17 protein-coding genes are annotated in these 16,008 nt (G+C 41.1%); 11 read left to right on the top strand and 6 right to left on the bottom strand.

Annotated features, from left to right (window positions below; translation table 11 throughout):
- Positions 1-46: 46 nt before the first annotated feature.
- Positions 47-1,111 (top strand): NAD(P)/FAD-dependent oxidoreductase, encoded by a 1,065-nt coding sequence (locus Q8G36_RS15370; RefSeq protein WP_305162066.1) that lies wholly within the window; start codon positions 47-49, stop codon positions 1,109-1,111.
- Positions 1,112-1,244: 133 nt separating this feature from the next.
- On the opposite strand, the gene Q8G36_RS15375 is transcribed toward Q8G36_RS15370, so the two are convergent.
- From Q8G36_RS15375 to Q8G36_RS15390, 4 genes are all read right to left on the bottom strand, one after another.
- A complete protein-coding gene (locus Q8G36_RS15375; protein WP_305162067.1) occupies positions 1,245-3,191 on the bottom strand; it encodes an ABC transporter permease in 1,947 nt (648 codons plus the stop codon).
- A complete protein-coding gene (locus Q8G36_RS15380) occupies positions 3,181-3,942 on the bottom strand; it encodes an ABC transporter ATP-binding protein (protein WP_305162068.1) in 762 nt (253 codons plus the stop codon). The genes Q8G36_RS15375 and Q8G36_RS15380 overlap by 11 nt, the downstream gene beginning before the upstream one ends.
- Before the next feature lie 100 nt (positions 3,943-4,042).
- The gene (locus Q8G36_RS15385) at positions 4,043-5,047 is read right to left on the bottom strand and encodes a sensor histidine kinase (RefSeq protein ID WP_305162069.1); all 1,005 of its coding nucleotides are present in this window, start codon (positions 5,045-5,047) and stop codon (positions 4,043-4,045) included.
- Positions 5,044-5,733, bottom strand: coding sequence for a response regulator transcription factor (locus Q8G36_RS15390; RefSeq protein ID WP_305162100.1), 690 nt, complete (start codon positions 5,731-5,733; stop codon positions 5,044-5,046). The genes Q8G36_RS15385 and Q8G36_RS15390 overlap by 4 nt, the downstream gene beginning before the upstream one ends.
- A gap of 166 nt (positions 5,734-5,899) precedes the next feature.
- On the opposite strand from Q8G36_RS15390, the gene Q8G36_RS15395 reads away from it, so the two are divergent.
- Positions 5,900-6,241, top strand: a complete 342-nt coding sequence (locus Q8G36_RS15395) for a zinc ribbon domain-containing protein YjdM (RefSeq protein WP_144477162.1) — start codon at positions 5,900-5,902, stop codon at positions 6,239-6,241.
- A 53-nt stretch (positions 6,242-6,294) separates the two neighbouring features.
- Here the strand turns inward: Q8G36_RS15395 and guaC are convergent, their stop codons facing one another.
- On the bottom strand, positions 6,295-7,278 hold the full coding sequence (guaC, locus tag Q8G36_RS15400) for a GMP reductase (RefSeq protein WP_305162070.1): 984 nt from the start codon (positions 7,276-7,278) through the stop codon (positions 6,295-6,297).
- A 762-nt stretch (positions 7,279-8,040) separates the two neighbouring features.
- On the opposite strand from guaC, the gene Q8G36_RS15405 reads away from it, so the two are divergent.
- On the top strand, positions 8,041-8,925 hold the full coding sequence (locus tag Q8G36_RS15405) for a PHP domain-containing protein (RefSeq protein ID WP_305162071.1): 885 nt from the start codon (positions 8,041-8,043) through the stop codon (positions 8,923-8,925).
- A 242-nt stretch (positions 8,926-9,167) separates the two neighbouring features.
- Positions 9,168-9,869 carry a GntR family transcriptional regulator gene (locus Q8G36_RS15410; RefSeq protein ID WP_305162072.1) on the top strand — a complete coding sequence of 234 codons (702 nt, stop codon included), beginning with the start codon at positions 9,168-9,170 and terminating at the stop codon, positions 9,867-9,869.
- Here the strand turns inward: Q8G36_RS15410 and Q8G36_RS15415 are convergent.
- On the bottom strand, positions 9,836-10,057 hold the full coding sequence (locus Q8G36_RS15415) for a hypothetical protein (protein ID WP_305162073.1): 222 nt from the start codon (positions 10,055-10,057) through the stop codon (positions 9,836-9,838). The two genes, Q8G36_RS15410 and Q8G36_RS15415, sit on opposite strands and share 34 nt — an antisense overlap.
- Before the next feature lie 92 nt (positions 10,058-10,149).
- Between Q8G36_RS15415 and phnG the strand changes: the two genes are divergently transcribed.
- The 7 genes from phnG to Q8G36_RS15450 are packed head-to-tail and all read left to right on the top strand — an operon-like array spanning position 10,150 to position 15,955.
- Positions 10,150-10,575: a phosphonate C-P lyase system protein PhnG gene (gene phnG / locus Q8G36_RS15420; RefSeq protein WP_305162074.1), complete on the top strand. Its 426-nt coding sequence runs from the start codon at positions 10,150-10,152 to the stop codon at positions 10,573-10,575.
- Between the two features lie 12 nt (positions 10,576-10,587).
- Positions 10,588-11,205, top strand: coding sequence for a phosphonate C-P lyase system protein PhnH (phnH, locus tag Q8G36_RS15425; protein WP_305162075.1), 618 nt, complete (start codon positions 10,588-10,590; stop codon positions 11,203-11,205).
- Positions 11,187-12,323 (top strand): carbon-phosphorus lyase complex subunit PhnI, encoded by a 1,137-nt coding sequence (locus tag Q8G36_RS15430; RefSeq protein WP_305162076.1) that lies wholly within the window; start codon positions 11,187-11,189, stop codon positions 12,321-12,323. The genes phnH and Q8G36_RS15430 overlap by 19 nt, the downstream gene beginning before the upstream one ends.
- Complete coding sequence (locus Q8G36_RS15435) at positions 12,316-13,170, top strand: alpha-D-ribose 1-methylphosphonate 5-phosphate C-P-lyase PhnJ (RefSeq protein ID WP_305162077.1); 855 nt, start codon at positions 12,316-12,318, stop codon at positions 13,168-13,170. The genes Q8G36_RS15430 and Q8G36_RS15435 overlap by 8 nt, the downstream gene beginning before the upstream one ends.
- Before the next feature lies 1 nt (position 13,171).
- Positions 13,172-14,011 (top strand): ATP-binding cassette domain-containing protein, encoded by an 840-nt coding sequence (locus tag Q8G36_RS15440; protein WP_305162078.1) that lies wholly within the window; start codon positions 13,172-13,174, stop codon positions 14,009-14,011.
- Positions 14,012-14,042: 31 nt separating this feature from the next.
- Complete coding sequence (gene phnM, locus Q8G36_RS15445) at positions 14,043-15,218, top strand: phosphonate metabolism protein PhnM (protein WP_305162079.1); 1,176 nt, start codon at positions 14,043-14,045, stop codon at positions 15,216-15,218.
- 23 nt (positions 15,219-15,241) lie between these two features.
- Positions 15,242-15,955 carry a phosphonate C-P lyase system protein PhnL gene (locus Q8G36_RS15450; RefSeq protein ID WP_305162080.1) on the top strand — a complete coding sequence of 238 codons (714 nt, stop codon included), beginning with the start codon at positions 15,242-15,244 and terminating at the stop codon, positions 15,953-15,955.
- Positions 15,956-16,008 lie beyond the last annotated feature (53 nt).

Here is a 16,008-nt window from a genome sequence, read left to right on the forward strand (position 1 = left end):
ATGAGAATGATAATCAATCACATTTGATTGCCGGGGAGTGGACGTTATGGAACAGCAAGATTTATTTGATGTAACGGTTATTGGGGGAGGGCCAGCAGGCCTTTACTCCACTTTTTATAGCGGACTTAGAGAAATGAAAGTTAAACTGATTGAATACCAGCCTCGGCTAGGCGGGAAAATTCATGTCTATCCGGAGAAAATGATTTGGGATGTAGGAGGGCTGACACCCACTACTGGGGAAAAATTAATTGAGCAGCTAGTGGAGCAAGGTTTAACCTTCAATCCAACAGTCGTCTTGAATGAAAAAGTGGAATCAATCACACGTAATGAAGAAGGGCTCTTCGTTTTACATACGGCTTCTGGTCAAATTCACTTTTCCAAAACGATCATTGTCGCGGTTGGCGGCGGAATCCTGAATCCGCAAAAGTTGGAAATAGACGGGGCAGAAAGGTTTGAAGTCTCCAATTTAAACTATACTGTTAAGTCTTTCAATCGATTCAAGGATAAGACGGTGATCATTTCGGGCGGCGGGAATTCTGCAATTGACTGGGCAAATGAATTGGAGCCCATCGCCAAAAAGGTGTATCTGACATACAGGAAAGATAGTTTAGCAGGCCATGAATCACAAGCAAGGCAATTGATGGAAAGCTCAGCTGTTTGTTTCTTGAATACGACGATAACAAAACTGATCGCCTGCGCTGATCATGAATCAATTGAACATGTTGAACTGACGAATCATGAAACGGGAGAGGTTTCTTACTTGCCGATCGATGAAGTGATCATCAATCATGGTTATGAGCGTGATACATCGCTGCTTCGAAATAGTAAAGTGGATATTGCCATAGCCGACAATTATTATATTGAAGGAACTTCTTCAAGTGAATCCTCGATGGATGGAATATACGCTGCCGGTGATATCTTAAAGCATGAAGGTAAATTGAACCTGATAGCAGGTACTTTTCAAGATGCCGCAAATGCCGTAAACAAAGCAAAGCAATATATCCAGCCTGACGCTAACGGAGTGGGAATGGTCTCTTCCCATAATGAAATCTTTAAAAAGCGCAACAGGGAATTGATCAAGGAAATGATGAAACCGGCTGGGGTACTTTAAAGGGAGCGGATTTCTGAAAGCAGGCAGACAGTCGGCGGAAAAGGAGCGGATTTCCGAAAACAGCCGGAACTTCTTCGGATTTTTCTACAGTTTGAAAGCTCCAGGGCCTATGGGCCCTGGAGTTTTTAGCATCTTATAGAGATTCTTTGATGACCTTCTTGTAATGAAATACGGATAGGATTCCGAAGATCGAATACAATGCCGTGTATAATGCCATGACGATGATCATCGGTGCCCAAACTTCGGTCCCGAAAAAGAACCATCCTGATTGGACTGCGAAATAACTGTGAAGCAGCCCGACGATTAAAGGAATGCCGAAATTGAAAACTTGTTTTGCTTGGATTCCTCTTAGTAAATCACCACGTGTGAATCCCAGTTTTCTTAAGATGGTATAATTGGATTTTTCCCCTTCACTTTCATCCATTTGTTTGAAATAGAGGATACAACCGGATGTGATGAGGAAGGTTAACCCCAGGAATCCGACGATGAACATGATAAGACCCATATTCTTCTTCTGAGTGTTGAACATTTCAAATTGGGAATCATTCACCTGTTTTTCTTTGAAACTCATTTTATTGAATAGATCATTCGCTTTTTCAAGTTCAGCTTCATCCTTCACATCAATGCCGATATTTACAGATGAAACTTTTTGGATTTTCGGGTCGATATCCTTTTTCAAACGGTCGAATATCGTTTGGTCTACAATGGCAACGGGCATTCCGCCGTTGGTGAAGTAATGGGACACGAAGGTATCATCATTCAATCCCATATATGTTTGCGGAATCACTTCATGCTTGCTTTTCAGCTCAATGTTTCCAGAATCCTTCAAGGATATGACCTTTTCCATCATATTACTGTATCCGCTGAAAAGGGTCTCATCTTCAGCGAGGTTGATTCCTTTAACGAATTCATCACTGATGACGGCAACGGTCATGATGTCCGGATCGAAGTTCACTTCATCCAGGCTGGTCTCCATTATTTCCTTTACATTGACATCCACTTGAATGACATCGATCACCTTTTCGTCATAATCGATTTTACTGTCGGATAAAGCTTCTTTGAATGCATCCGCATCTCCCTTATCCGTCATCGAAAAATCGGTGGGGATACTGCTTTGTGCACTCTTCTCCGCAGAGTAGTAGGAGATATAGCTTAATGATAATAACCCGATCGCCAAAGCGGAAACGGTCGTGATGATCGTCAATAATATAGCATTCGATTTCATCCGGAACATGATGGATGAAAGGGACAATACTTCATTGATATTCAAATAGCCATTTTTCTTTTTACGGACGATATTAAAGATGAAGCTTACGGATCCTTTATAGAATAGGTAGGTCCCGATGATGACGGTTGCCAGGATGAAGACCATGGCCATAAAAAGCTCGGTCATATCTGAAAAAGCTCCATCGAATAATTTGGATGAAACGACATATCCGGCGATGATCAGGATGATCCCGAATAAACCGATGATCATTTCGAACAGCGAAACCTTTTTCACTTTTCCTTCCGTCATTGAAGTCACTCTAAATAATGATAGAATGGTTTGCCTTTTAATGAAGGCATAATTCATCAACATGATGAAAAGATAGATGGCGCTAAAAACGAGAATGGTTTGCACAAGCGGCTGAAAAGAAAATGTAAGAGTCGCGATTGCCTCGACACCCATTATTTTAAATAGGATCATGATGATCAATTTTGAAGCGGCAAATCCTACAAAGATTCCCAGGAATACGGAACAGAAATACAGGATCAGGTTTTCCATACTCAGGATCCGGAATATCCTGTTCTTGGTCATGCCTATCAATTGGAATAAGCCAATTTCTTTACTGCGTCTTTTTATGAAAATGCTATTGGCATATAAAAGGAATATGGAAACAATCGCAACAAGCAGGATCGATGCAGCCTTGATGGAGGCAGCTCCTTTCACCGTGCCCTCCGCTTTATCCATCGATGGGTCATATTGCAAGGTGACAAAGGCAAAATAAAGGGAAGCGCTGAAAATCAGGGCAAACACATACAGATAATAGTTCTTCAGATTCTTTTTCAGATTTCGAAAGATGAGTTGATTAATGCTCATTTTGAACCCCTCCCAATACACCTTGCGTTTTCATGATGTCCTTGAAGAAGGTTTGTCTGGATTCTTCACCTTTATTCAATTGGGTATAGATTTGTCCATCTTTAATGAAAATGACTCGGCTGCAATAACTGGCCGCCACGGGGTCATGGGTTACCATGATGATGGTCGCCTTGCGCTTTTGATTCATTTCGCTCAGTTTGTTCAGTAAATCGGAAGCTGATTTGGAGTCAAGCGCCCCAGTCGGTTCATCCGCAAAAATGATGCTTGGGTCATGGATGAAAGCCCGTGCTGCAGACGTACGCTGTTTTTGGCCACCGGAAATTTCATTTGGGTATTTATCCTTCACTTCATATATGCCCAGTTCTTTCGCCACGTTATCAAACCTTTGTGCCGCTTCATTATTGGGCGTTTTGGTAATGGATAAGGGCAGAAGGATATTTTCTTTGACAGTCAGTGTGTCCAATAGGTTATATTCCTGGAAGATGAAGCCCAGATGGTTCTTCCGAAATTCGGCCAACTTCTTTTCCTTCATCCCCGAAATCTCTTTTCCATCAATCGTAATGGTGCCGTTGCTGATTTTATCGATCGAGGAAAGGACATTAAGCAAAGTCGTTTTTCCTGAACCGGATGCACCCATGATACTTACGAATTCACCTTCTTGTATGCTTATATCGAGACCCTTTAATACTTCTTGTTTATTGAATTTATTACCATAGCTTTTATGGATTTTTTTCGCTTCTAATATATTCATTTCGATACACTCCTTTTTTTCTATATCCTCATTATAAAAGGCCATGTATTTCTTTTCCTTCGTTTGGACGAACAAAGAATAAAAGCATGTGACACTTTTGTCACATGCTTGTGATATTCACGAAATCATTTCTTTTTGGGAAGGTCAAGGTAACGGTCGTTCCGGTTCCAAGCTCTGATTTCACGTCAATGGAGATGAATAGGGACTCGGCTGCATTCTTGGTTAAATATAAACCCATGCCAGTTGCCGCATTGTCCCGATGATTTGTCGTGGAAGTAAAGCCTTTATCAAATATGCGGGATAAATCCTTTGGGTCGATGCCCCGTCCAGAATCCTTCACTTCAAGAACCGTTTGTTCAGCTTGTTCATGGCTATATATCGTGATATCTGAGTTTTCACTGTATTTAATGGAGTTGGTCAAGAGCTGCCTCATGATGAAGGCCAGCCATTTGGCATCAGTAAGCACTTCGGTTACATCCAATTGTATGTCGAAGCCGATCCCTTTTTGAATGCACCATGATTGCAGCGTTTTAATCTCATCAAAGATTATTGTTTCCAAATCGGTTTTCTCTATATACAAATCATTTTCGATGAAAGGCATGCGCCTTTGATGGAGCTGCTGATCAAGAAGTAGGTGAATGCGCAGCCACTCATACGTCAAATGGGATTTCAGCAATTCATCATCCAAGCGGTCAATCATTAAATGCATTGCCGTCAATGGCGTCTTGACTTCATGAATCCAAGATAATAATTCATCCTTCTCCTGTTCTAAAGTCATTCGGCCAATTGATGCGGATTGCTTCAATAATTCGGTTTGGTTAATGATGCTGTTTTCTATGATTTTTTCGAAAGGGCTTTCCGGTTCGGCTATATTCGTAATATCCAGGTTGTCTTCCCGCGCTTCTAAACTTTTATAGAAATACGTTTCTTTTTTATAGCGGAAAATCAAAAACATACTGAATATGAGTAATGATAAAAAAACAATATACAGTATGGGCTTTAACGGAATGGCCGAATCAAGATAAGCGACAAAGATGATGAATAGATGAAGCAGGATGTAGAATGCGATCCAGCTGAACCTTTCCACGAAATATTTTCTGATCATGCATTTGCCTCTTCTATGGCGATATAGCCCTGTCCGACCTTCGTTTCGATAAAATGCCCTAAACCCAGTTCATCCAACCTTTTTCGTAAACGGTTCACATTCACTGTAAGGGTGTTATCGCTTATGAAACGTTTGTCATCCCATAAGCTGTTGATCAATTCTTCGCGGCTTACGATCTTGTTTTTCTGTTCAATGAGCTTTTTCAAGATGAAAATTTCATTTTTCGTCAATTCAATTGTACCAGTCTCGGCCGATACCGTGTTCTTCTCGTAATCCACAGTTGCGCCGCACCAGGTTTTCAATTCGATCTTTTCGGTATTGTAATTATAGACACGGCGAAGGGTGGCCTGTATCTTTGCGATGAGTACATCGAAATGAAAAGGCTTCTGGATAAAATCATCAGCTCCAAGCTGCATGGACATCACCATGTCGGTAGGATGATCACGCGAAGATAAAAAGATGATGGGAACATTGGAATGGGCCCGGATCATCCTGCACCAATGAAACCCATCAAACTTCGGTAACTGTATATCAATGATGACCAAATCAGGTTTTATCTCCGTGAATTCCTGAACCACTTTACTAAAATCGCCGATTCCATAAATATCATAAGACCATTGCGCCAATCTATCTTTAATTTCATTGAATAACGTCGTATCATCTTCTATCAATAGTAGTTTAAACAATGGGTTCACCGCACTTTCCAGCTTTTTCTTAAAAGTATATAGTAAAATCTTTAAAGGTTCTAGAGGAGGGAGGAACAGGAGCTGTTATCGCCTGTCCATCGTTACCGGTTGTATGTAAACCATTATTATATTAGAATTGACAATAACGAATGGAGGAAGTGAATTTATGTCTGATTTTCCAAATTGCCCTGCATGTGATTCAGAATATACATACGAAGACGGAAGTCTTTTTGTTTGCCCAGAATGCGCCCATGAGTGGACGGTGGAAGCGGAAACGGAAAATGGTGATCAAAAGAAGACGATCAAAGATGCTAATGGAAATGCCTTGAACGATGGTGATACCGTTACGGTAATCAAGGATCTTAAAGTGAAAGGGAGCTCATCCGTCTTAAAAATGGGCACTAAAGTCAAAAGCATCCGTCTAGTTGATGGTGATCATGATATTGATTGCAAGATTGATGGTTTTGGTGCAATGAAATTAAAATCCCAATTTGTTAAAAAGGTATAATAAAAAAGAACGGGCTAATCCATTGATTAGGCCGTTCTTTTTTATGTTACTTCTTAATAAACTTTGTCACCGTTAAAGATCGAATTCTTAACGACTACATAATCCACATTACGGATGGCTTCCAACTTGGTTCCACCGGCATATGAAATGGAAGACTGAAGATCTTGTTCCATTTCCTTCAACGTATCTTCCAAAGATCCTTTGTGCTCGACAAACATCTTTTTGCCTTCAACGTTTTTCTTTTCACCTTTTTGGAATTCAGAAGCTGAACCAAAGTATTCTTTAAAGGCCTTTCCATCTTTCTCGATCGTTTGACCTGGAGATTCCTCATGTCCGGCAAATAGTGAACCGATCATGACCATCGAAGCCCCAAATCTAACTGATTTAGCAATATCACCGTTCGTGCGAATGCCGCCGTCTGCTATGATTGGCTTGCTTGCCGCTTTTGCACACCAGCGAAGTGCAGCTAGTTGCCAGCCGCCCGTTCCAAATCCAGTCTTGATTTTAGTGATGCATACTTTCCCTGGCCCGATGCCCACCTTTGTAGCATCGGCACCGGCATGTTCCAATTCCCGTACCGCTTCAGGAGTTCCCACATTTCCTGCAATGACAAAACTTTCAGGTAAATGTTTTTTAATATGCTGTATCATCTTTATCACGGCATTGGAATGGCCGTGTGCAATATCTATCGTAATGTATTCAGGCACAATGTTGTCTTCCGATAATTGTTCGATGAATCCGTATTCTTCTTCTTTAACGCCGACACTGATGGAAGCGATCAATTCTCTTGTATGCATGTCTTTAATGAAAGTCAGTCGCTTTTCTGGCTCAAAACGATGCATTACATAAAAGTAACCGTTTTCAGCCAAGTAAATGGCAATCTTTTCATCAATGATCGTTTGCATATTGGCAGGTACTACAGGTAACTTGAATGTATGTTTACCCAAAGTAACGGATGTATCACACTCAGAACGGCTATTTACAACACATTTTGCAGGAATTAATTGAATATCTTCATAATCAAACACGTTTTCCATGTTATACACCTCTATATACGAATATTTTTGTCTTTATATATAAAAATTGTTCGCCTAATAGGTAATGTACATCATTTTTGACAGTAAGTCAAAAATTTTAATGGTTATATTTTGATTTTATTTCAGCCAGGTGGAAAATCCGTAACAGGCAGGAAGCTGAAAAGACGAACGAACATGATTTCCTCTCCAGGCACTCGCTTTCCGCGGGCTGGATGCACTTTCCCAGCAGGAATCTCGTACAGCCGTTCCAATCAACTTTGTTTTAAAAATCTGTCGATAAAAGTGGGTTCGGATTGGTCTTATCCCGAAGCATGATTTTAAAACAAGACTAGGTTATCCTTCATGATTTTTTACTGTAATCCTTATTGGATTAAAGAAATTTGCGAAACTCCTGCCGAATAACTGGCTAAACGAGACCCTGCTAGCTGCTTGCGGCAGGAGGCTTGGCAGACAGTCGGCGGAAAGGGAGCGGATTTCTGAAATCAACTGGAATGTTTTTTAAAAGAAAAAACTGCAGGCTGGTCTCATCCACCTGGGATAAGGTTAGGTTACACTTTGGCTGATATCCGTTTTCAAAAACCCTCACTGTATTTCTGAAATCAACTCGAACGTTTTTATTTATCTAAAGCCTGAAATACTTAAGTATTTTCACCAATCTGTAAGACTTTTACACCTTTACGTTTTTTTACATCATCTTAACGGGACCGAAATGGCACTAAGTTAAAATGATAATGGGTAACGAATAAGAATGGGGGGATTGGCATGAAGGTTGAATTACATTGTCATACGAACATTTCAGATGGTTCCAGTTCTTTTGAAGAACTATTGGAGGTTGCAAAAAGGGAGAGAATCGGCCATTTAGCGATTACGAATCATGATACAACGATGAGATTGCAAGAGATGGTGAAAAGGGGAAAGGAAATAGGGATTGAAATCATCCCTGGTATAGAAGTTTCTGGTTATGACTTTGCCAGAGGCAGGCGTGTACATATTTTGGGCTATTTTGTTGAGCCTGGTCATAAGGCGCTTGAGGAGCTATGTAATCCACTGATTCATAAGAGGAATGCAGCTTCCGAAAAAATGGTGGAACGGCTGATTCATGCGGGATATCGAATAACTTGGGATCAGGTTTCTAAATTCAGGGGAGGAACCGGTGTTTATAAACAGCATATTATGCTGGCGCTGCGGGAATCGGGGTATACGGATTCTATCTATGGAGATTTGTATAAGAAGATCTTCAGTCGCGGCCAAAATGGAGAAGAGCGGGGCATTGCCTTTATTCCTATGGAGTATGTGGATGCCATTCTGGCTGTGAAGGCGATTCGTGCTGCCGGAGGCGTTCCGGTCCTTGCTCATCCTGGACAATACGGGAGCTTCGAAATTATTCCTGATCTTGTAGAAGCAGGGCTTGAAGGGATTGAAGTTCTTCATCCGCATCATGGTCATGCAGAAGAGGAAAGAGCGATTTCATATGCAGATCAATATAATCTCATTAAGACAGGAGGTTCAGATTTTCATGGGGATTATGGGGAGAAGCCGATTCGGCTTGGCAGTATGAGCCCTGGAAAGGAATGTGTGGATGCTTTGAAATTAAGGAAAAAAAGCATGGCCATTAATGATGTGGTATTGAAAAATATCGATCTATGAAACTAGGGATTTTGCTGTGAAAGCGGCCTGTTCATATGCTGGATGAGCAATTTGAAAGACTAAGCGATGAAGGATGTTGTATTGAAAAGATCCATAAAATAAGTATTCCCTTTCGTTCTGGTGATTGACCAGGACTTTTTTTTTACAAGAAACTCATGGTAGCTTCATATTTTCTCATTACACTGACATTAACAGGGAAAAATAGGTATTGGGTAGATCTAATATTTAAAGGGGGATTTCTGTTGGCGGAAAAAAACTTTTTAGTGGATCATTTAATATCCGAAATTAAGAGCGGGACCTTTCAATTGGATAAAAAGCTACCTTCAGAGCATATACTCGCTGATCAATTTAATGTTCCAAGAATGGTAGTCAGGAAGGCATATGAGCAGCTTCAAGATTTAGGCTTTATCTATTCAAAGCAAGGTAAGGGAAGTTATGTCCAGGAAAGCAAGAAGCAAATTCCGTTAATTCTGTCCGGAGATGTTAGTTTCACCGAGAAAATGAAAGAATTCCAGTTTTCCTTTCAAACGAGTACTATTTTTTGCGAAGAAATTTCTTATGATCAAAAGATTTTTCAAAGCCTCGAGGTGGAAAGCGATGACAAGGTCTTTAAAATTGGCAGGCTTAGGTTAATGGATGTTTTCCCGATTGCTCTTCATACATCTTTTGTAGCAAAATCAACATTTCCTGAAATAGATAATGACGGTCCTGATATTACCTCTATGTTTCAATATTATAGGCAGCGAGGTTATGTAGAATTCGGATCCAGCAGCAGCACGCTGAACGTGATTTTTCCTACTCTTTTCGAACGGGATATTTTGCAGTGTTCAAGTTTAATTCCACTTTTGCAAGTGGAATCGTTATGCAGGGATAAGCGGAGCAATCAAGTCCTTGAGCACACGGTCATAATCTATCGAAGCGATTGTTTCACATATGTTATATAAAAACTTCCATTCCAGATATCGCTCGAATTCACGAGTAAATGCTCTGAATTCACGAGTAAAAGTACGAAACTCACTCGTAAATGCTCCGAATTCACGAGTAAAAGTACGAAACTCACGAGTAAAGCTCGAATTAATGAGTAATAGAAACGAAATTTGAATAGTGTAGGACCGGCTTTAACAAATTTCATACAAAGATTTACTCTTTCTTAACGGACGTTCACTTGGCAACAAGATACATTGAAGATGTAGCGGGAAACTAAAACATTTGGAGGCCGATGGAATGAGAAGAAGGGAAAGAACCGAGATTTTGATTCAAGGCTCTGAGGACATTGCGAAGGAATTTGCCAAGGAAATAGCAATGAAATATAAAGTTACCGTCTTTCAAAAGCCAGAGAGTGTCCTTGTGTTGCTAAAGACAAGGGAAACGGCAAAAAAGAGCTTGTTTTATCTAGGGGAAATGCTGGTGACTGAATGCACGGTCCAAATCCAGGATTCAATCGGGATTGGTATCGTTAAGGGACATCGGGAAGAGCTGGCACGTAGTTTAGCCATCATTGATGCTGCTTATCAGGCTGATCTTGGCGAAACGAGATTATGGTCACACGTTTTAGAAAATGAGAAGAAGAATATACAGAAAAATCTTCAAGAGCTGAATCGATCAATCTTAAGAACCAAGGTAAACTTTGAAACAATGGATGTTCAATAAGGGGGGAAAGCAATGAATTTGGATGTAGTACATGATATACAAACTGTTTATAGAAAGCTTGTAACGGCGACTTCAAGACCTGGAACTTTAGTGGTTTTGGAGAGGGAAGCCAAGACGTTGGATGTTCGAATGGAATGCTTATCTTCTACTATCCTGCTTGCACGCACGGTACTCGACCATGAAGTGACTTTTAAGGTCATTTCAAAGGAGGAGGCGGCGGTGTCAAGAATGATTAATCAGCTTACTTATTCAAAGCCTGTCGATTTGCCGGAAGCGGATTTTATCTTTATTTTACATGATGCCTCCGACGAGCAAATGAAGGAAGCTTTGAATAAAGCAAAGGTAGGAAATCTGTTTAACCCGCATGAATCGGCGATGATCATTCTAGAAGTACCGGATGTAACGAAAGGGGACTCAATGATCCTTTCTGGACCAGGAATTCAAGAGGAATCATTTATAAGCCTCCCGAATGTCTCCGCCTGGCTGGGTGTAAGGAACGAAAAAAACATAGAATTCCCTTTAGGAATCGATATGTATTTTGTGGATCAAGAAGATCGTTTAATAGCTTTACCGAGAACGACTCAAATCAAGGGGAATGGGGGTGAGATTAAATGGGATATGTTGCAGTAAAGGGCGGAGCAAAGGCGATTGAGGAATCCATCAAACGCTTAAAGTATGAACGGGTCAAAAATGGGACGGCTATAGAGCTGCATAAGATCGAAGCTGGGATGAGAGGGTTAATTGATCAGGTTATGTCAGAAAGCAGTTTGTATGATCAATCACTGGCTGCACTTGCCATTAAACAGGCTGAAGGCAATCCGGAAGAAGCAGTTTTCCTCTTGAGAGCCTATCGGTCCACTTTGCCGCGAAAACATGTTTCACGAGTGATCAGTTCTGAAAATATGAAAGTGGAACGGCGGATTTCAGCAAGTTTTAAGGATGTACCTGGCGGACAGATTTTAGGTGCTACGACCGATTATACACATCGGTTACTAGATTCGGAGCTGGGAAATGAATCGGATATAAGCATTCAAGATTGGTTACGGGCTTTTCAAGAAGAAAATCGTTCAACGGAATATCAGAACCATTTGGATGATTTAAACCATTTACCTAAAGTTTTGGACTACTTAAGAAGTGAAGGCTTATATGCAAGCTGTGAAAACAATGATTTGCAGCCTGGGGATGTTACAAGGAAAAGTCTGGAGTTTCCTTCAATGCGGAGTGAACGCCTGCAAATTTTAACAAGAGGCCAAACCGGTGCAGTGACATCACTTGCTTATGCAGTCATTCGTGGTTATGGTGCACTGCACCCGACAGTAGGAGAGCTACGTGTAGGTCAGCTGCCCGTCCATCTCGATCACCCGCTGCTGGAAGAAGGGCAAGAGGAAGATAGCTATTATATTGGGGACTTCACAGCGACGGAGGTAGAGATGCTCATTCCGCTTACGGTAGAGAAGGAACAAGGCAAAAAGGAAATAGAGTTTGAAGTTGGCTATGGCATGTGCATGGGACAAAATGAAACAAAAGCAATCGCAATGGGCATCTTGGATAATTGCCTGGAAAAACCCAACAAGGAGTTTCCAAGTCACAACGAGGAATTCGTTCTTTATCATATAGATTCAGTGGAATCAACGGGTTTCATCTCCCATTTGAAGATGCCTCATTATGTTACGTTCCAATCCAAGCTTGATAGCATTCGGAAGTCAAAAGATAAGACCACAGGGCAGGAGGTTGGATTGCATGAATAAAACCTATAATTTTGCATTCTTTGATGAAGGGTCGAAACGGGAAATTAGAAGGGCAACACTGAAGGCGATTGCCATTCCCGGTTATCAAGTCCCATTCGCTTCCAGGGAAATGCCGATTGGGCGTGGTTGGGGCACAGGCGGCCTGCAGTTGACATTGTCATTGATCGGAAAGGATGACGTCCTTAAGGTGATCGACCAAGGCTCGGATGAATCCGTTAATGCCGTTAATATAAAAAAACTCGTATCTGACACCACTGGGGTAAGGACAACGGATAGCACAGCCGATGCCTCTTTAATCCAGTCAAGACACAGGGTACCGGAAGTGCCGTTACAACGAGACCAGATTTTAATTCTTCAAGTTCCATTACCGGAACCTTTAAGGAATTTTGAGCCGAGCGAACATGAAACGAAAAAGCTTCATGCTGAGAGAGAGTATAGCGGTGCATGGCTTATGTTATTTGAACAAATTATGAAGTACGGAATAATGGCGACGGATGCAGACCATCCGGTGATGGTTCACGACAGGTATGTCATGGCACCAAGTCCAATACCAAGATTCGATAATGCCAAGCTGGACGATAATGAAGCGCTCATTTTGTTCGGTGCTGGTAGGGAGAAAAAGGTATATGCAGTACCTCCTTATACAAATGTATCATCTTTGGCATTTGATGATTATGAATTTGAAATCGAGTCCTTTACAAATCATGCTTGCATTCTCTGCGGTTCCAATGATGTGTTTTTGGATGAACTTGTTGATGAGGAATCAGGGGAAACGTATTTCCAATGCAATGATTCAAGCAATTGCCTTGAAATGGTCAATCAAAAACAATCATTGGGGGTGAACTGAAATGCTTGAAGTACCCGTATTATCAGTTAAACAAATGAACAAACAGTATGGTGACGGATGTTCGACATGCAAACATATGAAATTAGGAAAAGTGACGAAAAACTATTGTCACGAATGCGGGACGGTATATGCCTGCAGAGATGTGACATTCGATTTGTATCACGGTGAAGTTCTCGGAATCGTAGGGGAAAGCGGCAGCGGCAAATCCACTTTAATGAAAAGTTTGTATTTTGACGAAGAAGTAACCGATGGTGAACTGTATGTGGCTGGCTTTGAGGATGGAAAAAAGAATGTATTCATGGAGTCTGCCCAGAAAAAAAGATTCGTTCGAAATCACCTGATGGGGAAGGTTTATCAAAACCCGATGCTAGGGTTGAAAATGGATTTCTCCTCGATAGGCAATATTGCTGAGAAGTTAATTTCAGCTGGGAACAGACATGTTGGCAGCATGGAATCAAGAGGCGCCGAGCTCCTTGGAGCAGTCAATATTCCCATTCATCGAATAAAAGAGGAACCAAGGAATTTTTCAGGCGGCATGCAGCAACGGGTCCAGATAGCCAAAGCATTGTCCAACCATCCACCCATACTACTTTTGGATGAGGTCACCACGGGTTTAGATCTATCAGTTCAAGCAAGTGTATTGGATTTAATTAAAGGTCTCCAAAGAGATTTGAATATTAGCATTGTATTGGTATCCCATGATTTGGGCGTAATCCGAATGCTTGCGGACCGTACGCTCGTTATGCTGGAGGGTAAAGTAATCGAGCAAGGTTTAACAGATCAAATACTCGAAGATCCACAGCATCCTTATACCCAGCAATTAGTACACTCGCTGCTGTAAAGGAAACTAAACGAATATGGGGGAAGAGACATTGCTGATTAAAAATGGAAAAATAATAACGGAAGACTCGATCCTGATGGACCATGATCTCTTAATTAAGGATGATAGAATTTGCCGGATTGCACCTGCGGGAGAAATCAAAACGAGTCCTGAGATGGAAGTGCTGGACGCTTTGGGTGGATATGTTTCACCCGGATTCATTGATCTCCATTCAGATTATATTGAACATATGACTGCGCCGCGCCCGACTTCTTTAATGAATTTTCATTTGAGCTTAAGAGAAACGGAAAAGGAACTGATTACGCACGGCATTACGACCATGTTCCACTCTCTATCGCTCTATAAATCCACTGAATACGCATATAAGCCAATTCGGGAGCCTAAGAATGTAAGGAAGCTTATTGACTTAATTGATCAAACACATAAGATGAAGCACTTAGTCCGTCATCGGTTTCATGCCCGTTATGAAATCGATAATTTGGAGGATATTGATAGTTTAAAAGAATATGTTTTGGAAAAGAAAGTGCATCTGGTCTCATTCATGGACCACACTCCAGGGCAAGGGCAGTATCGGCATCTAGAGATTTATCGAAACACTTTAAGAGGGTATAACGATTATAGTGATGAAGCCATTGATGTGATGATCCGGACTCATCAAGTGAAAGAAAAGCTGACGATTGAAAGAATGAAGGAAATTGCACGGCTAGCAAGAGAAAACAATATTGCCGTTGCCTCTCATGATGATGATTCAATAGAGAAGCTTGAATTGGTTCACAGCTTTGGAACGAGTATAAGTGAATTTCCAATCACACTTGAGATTGCCCGTAAGGCCCAGGATATGGGGATGTATACCATAGCCGGTGCACCAAATGTGCTTTTGGGAGGTTCTCACAGCGGGAATTTAAGTGCCTCTGAAGCCATTCAAGATGGAAGCATAGACATATTATGCAGTGATTATTACCCTGCAGCCCTTCTGCATTCAATGTTTGAATTAGTCGAAAACCATGGGATGGATCTTGTCGATATGTTTAAGCTAGTTACGATTAATCCCGCAAAGGCAGTCAAGATGGAGGACGAAATTGGATCGATTCACGAAGGGAAAAAGGCTGACATACTTATTATTGAAAAAATTTCCGGTGATTTCCCTGTCATAACAACTGTGATTGTAGATGGAAAATTGATTCAAAAAACGAATTACAGGATATGAATTTTTAGAGAGCGGGTGGCAAAGTGGAGAACATATTGGAGATCAATGATTTATCCAAGTCTTTTATTTTACATAATCAAAAGAAGAATATCCATGCGGTCAGCAACATTACGATCCGAGTGAAAAAAGGCGAATTTATTGGCATTACAGGCAAGAGCGGCAGCGGAAAATCAACGATCCTAAAATCGATTTATGGTACCTATCGGGTTCAAGAAGGGGACATCTGGTATGAATCTTCCCACTATGGTGCGATTAATCTAGCAAAAGCTACGGAAAGGGAAATGATTTACCTGCGTAAGCATGAGATAGGCTATGTATCCCAATTTTTAAATGTCATGCCAAGAACTACAGCGAGGCAGCTCGTTACCGGTGCCATCCTTGAAATGGGAAAAACCAGGGAAATGGCCAATATCGAAACAGAAAAAATCCTCGACCACTTTGAAATAGGAAAAGAGCTATGGGACAGCTACCCTGCCACTTTTTCAGGAGGAGAGAAGCTAAGGTTAAATATAGCAAGAGCAATGGTAAAAAAGCCGCGGCTCCTCCTGCTGGATGAACCGACAGCAAGTTTGGATCACGATTCTAAAGTGAAGGTGAAAACCCTGCTGGAACAGCTAATGAACGAAGGAACGACAATGTTGGGGATTTTTCATGACTTGGAGTTCATGAATCGGTTGGTGAATAAAGAATATAGCATACAGAATGGATGTTTTACTCAAGCTATTCAAAAAATTTAACGATTGAATCACATAAACTTTACTGAATATTCAGCCTCCTTAACGGCAGGTTA

It is taken from the genome of Peribacillus frigoritolerans (assembly GCF_030676415.1).
GTDB classification, from domain to species: domain Bacteria; phylum Bacillota; class Bacilli; order Bacillales; family DSM-1321; genus Peribacillus; species Peribacillus frigoritolerans_A.